This window comes from uncultured Ruminococcus sp. (assembly GCF_947301925.1).
In the GTDB taxonomy this organism is placed as follows: domain Bacteria; phylum Bacillota; class Clostridia; order Oscillospirales; family Ruminococcaceae; genus Ruminococcus.
In genome coordinates this window covers 35173-46180 of the sequence record NZ_CAMYUE010000019.1, presented here as the reverse complement: position 1 = coordinate 46180, position 11008 = coordinate 35173, and the positions used below count along the sequence as shown (strand labels likewise).

At 45.2% G+C, this 11008-nt stretch carries 10 protein-coding genes; 8 read left to right on the top strand and 2 right to left on the bottom strand.

What is annotated here, in order from left to right; genetic code table 11:
- The first annotated feature begins 30 nt into the window (after positions 1-30).
- The 4 genes from Q0Y65_RS14175 (at position 31) to Q0Y65_RS14160 (ending at position 3685) form a co-directional block, all read left to right on the top strand.
- On the top strand, positions 31-882 hold the full coding sequence (locus Q0Y65_RS14175) for a hypothetical protein (RefSeq protein WP_297961213.1): 852 nt from the start codon (positions 31-33) through the stop codon (positions 880-882).
- A gap of 246 nt (positions 883-1128) precedes the next feature.
- Complete coding sequence (gene pdxS / locus Q0Y65_RS14170) at positions 1129-2004, top strand: pyridoxal 5'-phosphate synthase lyase subunit PdxS (protein ID WP_100218890.1); 876 nt, start codon at positions 1129-1131, stop codon at positions 2002-2004.
- The gene (gene pdxT, locus Q0Y65_RS14165) at positions 2004-2570 is read left to right on the top strand and encodes a pyridoxal 5'-phosphate synthase glutaminase subunit PdxT (protein WP_075425897.1); all 567 of its coding nucleotides are present in this window, start codon (positions 2004-2006) and stop codon (positions 2568-2570) included. The genes pdxS and pdxT overlap by 1 nt, the downstream gene beginning before the upstream one ends.
- 41 nt (positions 2571-2611) lie before the next feature.
- Positions 2612-3685: a PLP-dependent aminotransferase family protein gene (locus Q0Y65_RS14160; RefSeq protein WP_297961210.1), complete on the top strand. Its 1074-nt coding sequence runs from the start codon at positions 2612-2614 to the stop codon at positions 3683-3685.
- 84 nt (positions 3686-3769) lie between these two features.
- On the opposite strand, the gene metK is transcribed toward Q0Y65_RS14160, so the two are convergent.
- Entirely contained in the window at positions 3770-4957 is a 1188-nt protein-coding gene (gene metK / locus Q0Y65_RS14155) for a methionine adenosyltransferase (RefSeq protein WP_297961207.1), read from the bottom strand.
- A gap of 282 nt (positions 4958-5239) precedes the next feature.
- Positions 5240-6622 carry a glutamylcysteine synthetase gene (locus Q0Y65_RS14150; RefSeq protein WP_297961205.1) on the bottom strand — a complete coding sequence of 461 codons (1383 nt, stop codon included), beginning with the start codon at positions 6620-6622 and terminating at the stop codon, positions 5240-5242.
- Positions 6623-6795: 173 nt separating this feature from the next.
- Here Q0Y65_RS14150 and Q0Y65_RS14145 point away from each other — a divergent pair, with 173 nt between their 5' ends.
- The 4 genes from Q0Y65_RS14145 to Q0Y65_RS14130 all read left to right on the top strand — a co-directional run bounded on the left by Q0Y65_RS14145 (position 6796) and on the right by Q0Y65_RS14130 (position 11008).
- Positions 6796-7551, top strand: coding sequence for a tRNA threonylcarbamoyladenosine dehydratase (locus Q0Y65_RS14145; RefSeq protein WP_297961203.1), 756 nt, complete (start codon positions 6796-6798; stop codon positions 7549-7551).
- On the top strand, positions 7539-8033 hold the full coding sequence (locus Q0Y65_RS14140; protein ID WP_297961200.1) for a GNAT family N-acetyltransferase: 495 nt from the start codon (positions 7539-7541) through the stop codon (positions 8031-8033). Before Q0Y65_RS14145 ends, Q0Y65_RS14140 begins: the two co-directional genes overlap by 13 nt.
- Positions 8034-8340: 307 nt before the next feature.
- Positions 8341-9261 carry a LysR family transcriptional regulator gene (locus Q0Y65_RS14135; protein ID WP_297961197.1) on the top strand — a complete coding sequence of 307 codons (921 nt, stop codon included), beginning with the start codon at positions 8341-8343 and terminating at the stop codon, positions 9259-9261.
- A 151-nt stretch (positions 9262-9412) separates the two neighbouring features.
- Positions 9413-11008: a nitrogenase component 1 gene (locus tag Q0Y65_RS14130; RefSeq protein WP_297961194.1), complete on the top strand. Its 1596-nt coding sequence runs from the start codon at positions 9413-9415 to the stop codon at positions 11006-11008.

Below are 11008 nucleotides of genomic sequence, written 5' to 3'. Positions count from 1 at the left end.
GATCGAAAAGCACGTCAGGAGGGAGAAATAATGCTGAACGAAATTGAAGAATTCAAGGCTTACACGGGAAAGCCTGTTTACAAATGCAGCGGAAAGCGTGACCTTTCCTTCCTCGGCCGTTTCAGCTTTGAAATGATGAAGGACTTCACAGGTCTGAGCCGTGTGCTGACTATTATAGCTCGGGGATATATGTTCGGAAACGGCGCTCCCGACATCGACTATGCAAGGAGAGCTCTCTGTGCATGGTGCAGTATCCCCGACAAAAAAACTGCCGCTCCAAAGGAGGAGTGGCAGTTCAAAACTGATTTCAGTGACCTTCATGAGGAGTTTCCCGAATTGGTGGATAAGACGGGAAAAGGCTGGTTTTACAGGCACGTTCACAAAGTCGAGAAGTTCATTACCAAGAACAGCGATATTATGAGTAAGGCTACTCTTGCAAATGCTGAGCCGCTGAAAACTAAATTTGACGCTGCTTGGAGAGATAAGGTCAAGCAGTATCAGGTATCGCTTTACTCGCCCGAGACCAAGGGTGCGTGGGTACTGCGGTTTGATGATGTACTTGCTGACGCTCTGGAGCTCGGACCGCTGGCAGATAAGAAAATTTCCTTCTCTGATGATGAAAAAGAGCGTATAAAGGCTCTGCTGCCCGACGGTCTGCCGTATGAAGCGGCGGAAACTGTTATTGCTTACTGTATCGCCAACAAGCCTGATGATTCTGACTATGTTATTCTACCTGTTTCAAATTTCGATGCTTACTTCGGAAATACCAGTTTCAGTCACAAGTGGCTCAATTTGTTCCCTGATACTTTACTTGAACGTGATAAGCAGAGTTTTGGGGTGTGTAGGGTTAAAATCTCTTTTGCCTGTCGCGGAACGCTGTGAATGCATGAAAAGTATGTCGTTCAAATAAATGTATATTAATCGTATTTTTAGAATTTCTAAAAAATGTAATAATTGATTTCTGCTGTACTATAAAATTGTAAATTCTGTGAGATTTTAATTATTATTCTTTCAAGTAATTGTCTAACATAAGTTTTTCATCTGACACGATAAAAAAATACAAAACTGGATATATCCAAATGATAAAACTCCTGCTATAATGATAAAAAACACGAAAGTGAGGATTTTATCATGGAAGACAGATATCAATTAAACAAGGAACTGGCACAAATGCTCAAGGGCGGAGTTATTATGGACGTTACAACACCAGAACAGGCTGTCATTGCGCAGGAAGCAGGTGCATGTGCAGTCATGGCACTTGAACGGATACCGGCTGACATCAGAGCCGCTGGCGGAGTATCAAGAATGAGCGATCCTGCTATGATCCGTTCGATTCAGGAAGCTGTTACGATTCCCGTTATGGCAAAATGCCGTATTGGTCACTTTGTGGAAGCGCAGATACTTGAAGCAATAGAGATCGACTATATCGACGAGAGCGAAGTCCTTTCTCCTGCCGACGATGTTTACCACGTTGATAAGCGGCAGTTCAAAGTACCGTTCGTCTGCGGTGCGAGAGATCTCGGAGAAGCTCTGCGCCGTATTGCCGAGGGTGCTTCGATGATACGCACTAAGGGTGAACCGGGCACGGGCGATATCGTGCAGGCCGTCAGACATATGAGAATGATGAATTCGCAGATACGCCACGCAGTATCTCTCAGTGAGGATGAACTGTATGAAGAAGCAAAGAAGCTGCAGGTGCCGTATGATCTGCTGAAACAAGTCCATGACAGCGGCAGGCTTCCCGTTGTTAATTTTGCGGCAGGCGGCGTGGCAACTCCTGCTGATGCAGCCCTTATGATGCAGCTCGGAGCAGAGGGCGTGTTCGTCGGTTCGGGTATATTCAAATCAGGCGATCCCGTAAAACGTGCTTCAGCAATCGTTCAGGCTGTGACCAACTATACAGACGCAAAACTGATAGCAGAGCTTTCATCAGGACTTGGCGAAGCAATGGTCGGCATCAATGAACAGGAAATAAAGCTCATCATGGAAGAAAGGGGCAAATAATGCGTATCGGTGTTCTTGCCCTTCAGGGAGCATTTGCAGAGCATATATCCAAGCTGAAACAGATAAATGTTGAAGCATTTGAGATCCGTCAGCTAAAAGACCTAAGCGGACATTTTGACGGTCTGATTCTCCCCGGCGGTGAAAGTACAGCTATGCGAAAGCTGTTAGGTGATCTCTCTCTGTATGAACCGCTGAAAGAAATAATACAGAATGGCTTGCCTGTTTTCGGGACCTGCGCCGGTATGATATTGCTTGCCAAAGAAATAGAGGGAGAGGAACCTTGCTTCGGAACGCTCGATATAACCGTAAAACGGAACGCTTACGGCAGACAGCTCGGCAGTTTTCGCTGTGTTGATGAGTTTGCAGGAAAAGAAATTGAAATGCCGTTTATCCGTGCGCCCTATGCAGAACGTGTTGGAGAGGGTGTGAACGTGCTTTCCAGAATCAAAGGAAAAATAGTTGCTGTACAGCAGGATAATCAGCTTGCGACAGCCTTTCACCCTGAACTTACCAATGATACGTCTGTATACGAATATTTCATCAAAATGGTTGAAAACCGCCGGTAAAAGTAGTATAATCAAGAAAAAGATACAAAGGGGTGCAGAGAATGTACATTGAGATAGATCACAGCAGCACAATCTGTGCCTATATGCAGATTTATCAGGAATTGCGAAGTCGTATCATCTCAGGAGCATTTGTGTACGGTGCGAAGCTCCCGTCAAAACGTGTGCTTGCAAAGGAGTGTCTTGTTAGCATTATAACAGTTGAACACGCATACCAGCTTTTATGCGATGAGGGGTACTGCGAAATGAAGCCGAGAAGCGGCTGTTATGTTAAGTATTGTTCGGATAACTTCTTTCCTGTATCTGACAAGAAAAATGATTCCACAACACCTTCAAATGCGGTTATTATCCATAATGATAACATCTCTTTCTCAACGGTTTCGTCATTACTAAGAAAAGTAATCCTTGACAGCGGAGAGCGCATTCTCATGAAATCTCCGACAGGCGGCAGTGCTGAGCTACGTGACGCAATATGCCGTTACCTCGCAAGATGTCGAAACATAAACGTTTCAAGCGAACAGATCATCATTGGTTCGGGTGCGGAATATCTGTATGGACTCTGCATCCAGATGCTTGGCAGAGATAATATGATAGCTTTGGAATCTCCCTCGTATGAGAAGATACATGCGGTGTATACCGCAAACGGCGCTGTCTGCGATATGCTCGAAATGGACAGCGAGGGTATCCGTCCCGATGAGCTTGAACGCACACAGGCAAAGATACTCCATGTTACGCCGTTCAACAGCTTTCCGAGCCTTATAACTGCATCTGCTGAACGCAGACATTATTATCTTGAATGGGCTTCTCATAGAAATGCGGTGATCATCGAAGACGACTACGACTCGGAATTTACTCTGAACGGAAAAGCACCACAGACGCTTTTCGCTCAAACGACTGACGAGAACGTGATCTATATCAACACCTTTTCCAAAACGATAGCCCCATCGCTGAGAGCAGGATATATGGTTCTTCCTAAGAAATATCTGACATTGTACAATGATAGAGTAGGCTTTTATTCCTGTACTGTACCTATGCTAGAACAGTTTTTTCTTGCTGAATGGCTTGACAGCGGAGAGTTTGAACGCACGATCAGCCGTATAAGAAATAAAAATGAATAGACAAAAAGCGGTACTCGTTATGAGTACCGTTTTGTTATATATAAGCTATTGATAGTTCAACTTTATTCAGCAGCTGACTGCGAGTTATGCTCTGACTGCTGTCTGGAACGCCTTTTTAAGTTCAGCAGCTTTATTTGTACGCTCCCAAGAGAAGTTAGCATCAGGTCTTCCGAAATGACCATAGGCAGAAGTCTGAGCGAATACAGGCTTTCTGAGTTCAAGCTCTCTGATAATTCCCCTTGGAGTGAAGTCGAACACTTTGGAAACTGCCGCCTGTATCTCCTCATCGGAAAGTACGCCTGTTCCGAAAGTATTTACGTATATTGACACAGGTGCGGCAACTCCGATAGCGTAAGCAAGCTGTATCTCGGCGCGGTCAGCAAGACCGGCTGCAACGATATTCTTGGCTGCCCATCTCGCCGCATAAGCAGCGCTTCTGTCGACCTTTGTGGAGTCCTTGCCGCTGAAAGCTCCGCCGCCGTGATGAGCAGCTCCGCCATAAGTGTCAACGATGATCTTTCTGCCGGTAAGACCGCTGTCGCCGACTGGTCCGCCGATAACGAATCTTCCTGTAGGATTTACAAGAACGCGTACTTCGTCATTGAGCCATTCCTCGGGGATTATTGGCTTTATCACGTTTTCGATAAGGTCACTGCGGAGCTGTTCCTGTGTAACATTTTCATCATGCTGAGTGGAGATAAGTACAGTGTCGATACCAACTGCCTTGCCGTCCTCATAGATAACGGATACCTGAGTTTTTCCGTCGGGACGGAGATATTTAAGGGTACCGTTCTTGCGGACTTCCGTAAGTCTGTATGCAAGTCTGTGTGCCAGTGAGATAGGCAGCGGCAGCAGCTCCTCAGTCTCATTTACAGCATATCCGAAGATGATACCCTGATCGCCTGCGCCTATCTCGTCGCCGTGCTCATCTCTTACTTCAAGAGCCGAATCAACGCCCTGCGCGATATCGGGAGACTGCCTGTCGAGGAGGTTGATTATCTCGGCGGTATGACCGTCAAAGCCAAGCTCGGCGTGGTCGTAGCCTATATTATTGATGACATTGCGGACTACATTTTCTGTATCTATCTCGGCAGAGGAGCTTATCTCACCTGCGAGGATAACGGTATTGTTCTTGAGGACAGTTTCGGCTGCAACTCTTGCATTGGGATCCTTTTCAAGGTATGCGTCGAGGATAGCGTCTGAGATCTTGTCTGCCACCTTATCGGGGTGTCCCTCTGTAACTGATTCTGATGTAAAAATATACTTGCTCATAATAAAAACTCCTTAAAATTATTTTTAGGCATAAAAAAGGGAAATGCAGAGCCTTGCATTTCCCTTGATCTTTATTTCTGCACACAAAGGCGCAGTCAGATAGCGAAAGTGCTGTTTCTCCGAAAATTGACTATTCTATTGCTAAGCGAGAAACAACAGCAGCAAATCTTTTTCATCGTGAACAGCTCCTTTCTTTGTGATGTTATTATTATATTGCAAATTCTCACAAATGTCCAATCTCAAATATCTATAATCGACTATAGGTATAAATGATACCCTTTGCTATACAGCGGCGTATTGCTCGATGAAGCTTTTCAGCGGAACGCCGTTTTTTATACCGTCAAGCATTTCTTTTGCAGGATTTGTGTGCTCATGTACCCTTTCATACAGCGGAGAGAGCAGGACTTCCTCACCGAAACCACGCTTTTTAAGTCCGTCTGCTGCAAGATCGAGTATTATTATGAGCTGCTTTTCAACTGCTGCTGTATCAATATATTCAGGAAGTTTCTGCTTTGACAGCAGCTTTTGCAGTTCTAAGGCATTGAAGCCGTGAGAGTAGATAACGTCGTCCTTTTCCAGTATCTCTTTAAGCTTGTAAAGCTTTTCCTTCAGACCTGTGTGGAATGCCGCCACTGTCAGAGCTTCCGAGAGCGGCTGACAGCAGGAGCTTCTGTATTCGATAGTTCCTCTGAATGTCAGGTCCTCGAATTTGAATGTCCGCAGATATTCAAGGTCGCTTATCTCCGGAACGAATGTTATCTTCTGATAATTTTCGCCGTCGAAGTATTCGCCCTCAACAGAGTCACGGGAGAAGAACTCATCTAAAGTCAGCGGCGTGAAATCTATGTATCTGCCGTCGCGCATTGTACAGTAAATGGACTGCGTACCTATATAGTCGATAAGCTCGTCAATACCCGACACCTTTTTGCCGAACATTCCCACATTATGCGGATTATAGCCCTGCATACTGTGCTCCCACAGCATATTTCTCACGCAGAGAAAATCAGGATAATCGGGGAGATAGGAGTTTGCAAACAACAGAGCCTTGTAGGGCTCGAGAAGTCCGAAAACGTTGATAACGTCTGTGAGTTCATCATATCTTACATCGAGCTGCACCTGTGAGGCGCTGGTGAATGTACCGAAATCGGGACGTTCATGGAAACGCATTGCCACTTCATTCTTGTGCTGCGGGTAAGAGTGCAGATAGTGATAAAGCATACGGTAGCGCTCATTCTGGATAGGCTGATTGTGGTTGATATCCGCATTGGGATTAACGCCCATACCTGTGAGAGTGTAGCCGTGCTTTGCGAATTCAGCATTGAGAAAGCGGCAGTAGTCCTCAAATCTTTTCTTTATCTCAAAAAGATCAACAGCCTTGCCGAAAGATAATTCAAGATTTGAATAACAGCAGTCAAAGGACAGTATATCGCCTGTTTCCTCATGCTTTGCAGATGTGATACTGCCGTTTGAATCCTTTCCCGACTCAATAAAGCCGAAGTTCTTTATGAAGCTCTCGGCAGTCTTAATGGAAACAGCTTCGTCAACAGGCTGTCCGCTGAGATTTACAACGGGCATTTCTATTTCCACTCCGATATAGTCGGGGCGTTCTTTTTTTGTCGGTGCAATATATTTGTCATAAATAGCTTGTCTGACTTCCTTTTTCATTTATTTCACCTCGGGAGATATGCTTTTAGGTATGCTATGAGTATATTATAGTTTGTTAAATCTACTTTGTCAATATGATTTGTATGAAATTGTTATTGACATATTCTTTAGCTCGGTATATAATCATATTATATACATCAAAAAACTATGTAAACAGAATGAGAGAGGATAATATGCTTAATCAGTTTTCAAGGACACAGCTCCTTATCGGCAGTGACGGAATGGAAAAGCTTGCAAATGCCCGTGTAGCAGTATTCGGTATCGGCGGCGTAGGCGGATACGTCTGCGAAGCTCTTGTCCGCAGCGGAGTATATAAATTCGACCTTATCGACGACGACAAGGTCTGCCTGACCAATCTTAACCGCCAGATAATAGCCACAAGAAAGACAGTCGGCAAATACAAAGCCGAGGTCATGGCGGAGCGCATGAGGGAGATAAATCCCGATGTGGATATCCGCATACACAAGTGCTTTTTTCTGCCCGAAAATGAGAATGAGTTTCCCTTTGAGGAGTACGATTATATAGTAGACGCAGTTGATACCGTTACTGCTAAGCTTGCTCTTGTTATGAAGGCACAGGAGCTCCATATCCCCATAATCAGCAGTATGGGCGCAGGCAACAAGCTTGATCCTACAGCATTCCGTGTTGCGGATATTTACAAGACAAAAGTCTGTCCGCTTGCAAAGGTAATGCGTATCGAATGCCGCAAGCGCAGGGTGAAAAAGCTGAAGGTCGTATATTCAGAGGAGCAGCCTACACGTCCCATAGAGGATATGTCCATATCCTGCCGCACACACTGTATCTGCCCTCCGGGAGCTCAGCACAAATGCACCGAACGTCGTGATATTCCCGGCAGTACAGCATTTGTTCCGTCAGTTGTGGGACTAATCATAGCAGGAGAGGTGATAAAGGATATATGCAAGAGGTGATTATCAGACAGGCGAATATCAACGATATTGATACAGTCACAGAGCTTGAAAATAGCTGTTTTCATGTCTCGGAAGCCGCAGACAGAAAAGCCTTTGAGCTAAGGCTGCGAAATTATCCCGAATGCTTCCGTCTTCTCGAGATAGACGGAAAGGTCATATCCATGATAAACGGAATGACAACAAATGAAAATGATCTGTGCGACGAAATGTACAGCGGCACAGATATGTATGCTGCCCACGGGAAATGGCTCATGCTTTTCGGAGTTGCAACAGCTCCAGCTTATCAGAAAAGGGGCTTTGCTTCACGGCTTATGGAACGTGTTATCGAAGATACAAAAAAGCAGGAGCGCCGTGGTATAGTTCTCACCTGCAAGGAGGAGCTTCTCACATTTTACAGCCGTTTCGGATTTGTCAGTGAAGGTATATCCGATTCCGAGCACGGAGGCGCTGAATGGTACCAGATGAGGTTTACGCTTGAATAGTATATAGCAGTTCCCTATAATCTGTAATGGATTTTTCGCATTGGACAAGCTGCTTTCTGTGTGATATACTAAAATCACACCAAACGAAAGGAGCAGTGAAAATGAAAAACAGAATATCCTGTATGCTTGGTATGCTCCGCTCTATCGTCAGGGGGACAGACCGAATGTGCAGCACAGGACGATTTTACAACGGAAACAAATCTTTAGCTGAAAACATTTAGTGTATGACCTCCTAAAAAATACATTAAAATTAAACGACAAAACAGCTTCTCCTTAATGAAGAGGCTGTTTTTTTACGAGGTGTTCTATGACTTTACAACAGATAAACTACCTTCTCACTATATCCGAATCACGGTCAATGAACAAGGCTGCCGAAAAACTATTTATAGCTCAGCCCACTCTTACGGGAGCTGTGCGCGATGTGGAAAACGAGCTGGGAATACAGATATTCCACCGCACTCACAAAGGCGTTACTGCCACTGTTGAGGGGGAGACATTTCTTGCAAAAATAAAACGAGTCTATCAGCAGTATGAGGAAGTAATGGAGGAATACGGCGAGGGAATGAACTTCCGCAGACGTTTTGCGGTCTCTATGCAGCACTACTCCTTTGCGGTCAAGGCATTTATTGAAATGGCTAAGCATTACGACTCCAACCAGTTTGACCTTGCACTAAGAGAAACTGCGACTGCAAATGTTATAAAGGACGTAAGCTCGCTGAAAAGTGAGATAGGCATAATCTACACATGCGAGGCGAATCAGCGTGTGATAAACAGGCTTCTCCGTGAGAATGAACTTGAGTTTAAATCGCTGATAGAATGTCCTGCCAGTGTCTATCTTGCACGTTCACATCCCCTTGCAAAGGAAAAGGAGCTGACATTTGAACAGCTTGAACCATACCCATGTCTTTCATTTGAACAGGAAAACGAAACGGAAATATATTTTGCCGAGGAGATACTAATTGAACACGCTTATCAGAAAACTGTCAAAGCTACTGACCGCGCTACAATGATGAATCTTATGGAAGGCCTTAACGGGTATACTCTGTGTTCGAGTATATACTCGGAAAAACTCAGTGGCGACCAGTTCCTTGTGATACCGTTCAGGACTGACGACAGTGTTCAGAGTTCAATGGATATCGGGTATATTACAAAGAAAAACAACGAACTCAGCAGTATGGGTAAGCAGTTTATTGACGAAGTGAAACGTGAACTTGAATTGAGAAAATGAGCAGTGCCGCTTGATAGAAATATCAGGCGGCTTTTTTTGTTAACCGTGGTTATCGGGATTTCTGAGAATAGAATCTCGGAAACAAGTATTGGACAAACCCACTATGCCTATGTATAATATACACATACCCCAAAACAAAGGAGAACAGATAATGGCTAAGAAGATAAATCTCGATATGACCAGCGTTGAAAACCGTGAAATGCGTCTCGGTACTATCATCGCATGGGACGGAGCTGCCTCAGAGCTTGTTAAAGAGTCGGACTATGAGGGCAGAAAAGAAAAAAAGAAAGGCAATACAGCAGAGAAACACGGCGGTTGCTGTGGTAACGGCAGCAAAGCCTGTCGGCTGTGCGAGCTGAAAACTCCGCTCAATCAGCAGACTATGTGTGCAAATGCTATCGTGGAATGTCAGATAGGAAATCTTACTGACTGCATACTTATACAGCATTCACCGATAGGCTGTGCGGCTGATAATGCGTGGTTCAATCTTGCGTTCAAAATGGGACTTACAAGAAGACACAAGCCTGTTCAGAATCTCAGGATATTCTGCACCAACCTGCTTGAAAAAGATATGGTATTCGGTGCAAGCGACAAGCTGAGACAGGCTATAAGGGACGCTAAGGAGCGTTTTTCTCCAAAGGCTATATTCATTTCAATGGCGTGTGCAACAGCGATAATCGGCGAGGATATCGACAGTATTGCCGACGAAATGGAGCCCGAGGTAGGCGTTCCGATAATTCCGCTCCACTGTGAGGGATTCCGCTCAAAACACTGGAGCACAGGCTTTGATATCTCACAGCACGGCGTAGCTCAGAAGATAGTAAAGAGAAACCCGAAGAAGCAGAAAGACCTCATAAACATTGTTGCATTGTGGGGTACGGACTACTTCACGGATATCCTCAAACCTCTGGGACTTCGAGTAAATTACATGATAGATTGTGCCAATTATGACGAGCTTGCACAGGCTTCCGAGGCTGTTGCGACTTCCACATTCTGCCATACTCTCGGCTCTTATATGGCAACTGTCCTTGAACAGCATTTCGGAGTGCCACAGGTCGATGCTCCTCAGCCTTATGGATTTGCAGGTACAGACGCATGGCTGAGAGCTATCGCAAAGCTTGTGGGCAAGGAAGAAGAAACAGAAGCCTACATAAAATCAGAGCACGAAAGAGTGCTACCGAGAATACTTGAACTCCGTGAGAAATTCAAGGGGGTGAAAGGCTTCATCATGACAGGTTCAGCCTATGCACACGGACTTATCTCCGTGCTCCGCGAGCTTGGCATTGAGGTTGACGGCTCGGTAGTATTCCACCACGATCCCGTTTATGACGGCGGCGGTGAAAATCAGAACTCGCTGAAACATCTTGTTGACAATTACGGCGATATCCCCTATTACACGGTCAGCAAAACTCAGGCATACCAGCTTCCACAGGTGTTCCGCAGAGTAAAGACGGATTTCGTCATCATACGTCATCAGGGACTTGCTCCCGAGGCTGCAAAGCTCGGTATTCCTGCACTTGCAATGGGAGACGAGCATATCCCCGTAGGCTATGACGGAATAATCAGAACGGGAGAGATACTCCTTGATATACTGGCAAGAAAGCGTTTCAATCAGGTGTTACAGAGACACGTTGAACTGCCGTATTCAAAGTGGTGGCAGTCACAGGACGACCCGTTCATACTCTCAAAAGAGCCTGAAGTGATAGACAAGGCTCTAAGTGAAAAGTTAAAGAAGAAAGGTGCATAA